General features: G+C 54.5%; 2 protein-coding genes. Both read left to right on the top strand.

Annotated elements, in window-relative coordinates; all coding sequences use genetic code 11:
- Positions 1-636: DUF6273 domain-containing protein (locus H8730_RS17390; protein WP_249290309.1), on the top strand; the 636-nt coding region annotated here is incomplete at its 5' end.
- A 50-nt stretch (positions 637-686) separates the two neighbouring features.
- Positions 687-1,000 (top strand): hypothetical protein (locus tag H8730_RS17385; RefSeq protein WP_249290308.1); only part of this gene is annotated, 314 nt, incomplete at its 3' end.

Below are 1,000 nucleotides of genomic sequence, written 5' to 3'. Positions count from 1 at the left end.
TCCCAGGAGATGGCGGGGCTCAGGACGTATAAGACCATCACGGTCAAGCCGCTGGATTTTGAGGACATCCCCAGCGTGACGGCGGGCAGCACCACCACGGTGACGATAGACGGGGTCGAGTGGTACGTGCTGGTGAAGGATAACGGGAAGGCGCTGCTTTGGGCGAAAGACCCGGTTGAACAGCGGGAGTTTAATAATTCTACATCTAATGCATGGCAGAATAGTGCATTAAGAACATATTTGAACGGAACTTGGCTGAACAAGACAACGGTTCTGAAGGGAAAAGCTGTGCAGACGGATATCACCACCCGGAGTCAGTATAACGCCACCACTTGGATTACTACCCAGGACAAGGTGTTCCTGCTCTCCGAGGCGGATTTGTTTGGCACCGTTAACGAAACTGTGACAGCCAATGCACAGGATTACACCTACGGCAACAGCATCCTTGTTCCGGATGTGAACATGAGGATATTTGCGAGTATGAACGGTCATACTGGCAAGTACGCTTGGTTGCGTTCGCCGACTAGGTATTCCACTGGTTTGGCCGTTGTCAGTGATTCGGGCATTTTTGCCAGTGGCCCTGTCGATGATACATACTGCGTGATTCCCGCTTTGTGGGTAGATTATGTGTCTTAAACCGGCAAGGGTTATTACCACTTTTTATTTCATAGGAGAGGGGAACGAACATGCAATCGAAACGCAAAAAACAGGTATCCGCCGTCGTTGCGGCGGTGCTGGTGATGGTCATCGCTCTGACGGGGACCTACGCTTGGCGCTCCATCAGCCAGACGGCGCTCAACGAGGCGGCCTCCGGTGGCAATCCGGGCGGAAGGCTGCACGACGACTTCAACGGCAGCAACAAAGACATCTATGTGGAGAACTTCGGGGACATCCCCATCTTCGCGCGCATCCAGCTGCGGGAGTATATGGAAACCGGCAAGGACGCCGGGATCAACAAGGACGACCCCAACCGGGACGCCACCCCCGTCCTGGCGGGCAC

The sequence above is a fragment of the Bianquea renquensis genome (assembly GCF_014384895.1).
GTDB classification, from domain to species: Bacteria; Bacillota; Clostridia; order Lachnospirales; family Bianqueaceae; genus Bianquea; species Bianquea renquensis.
This window is presented reverse-complemented; position numbering and strand designations above follow the sequence as displayed.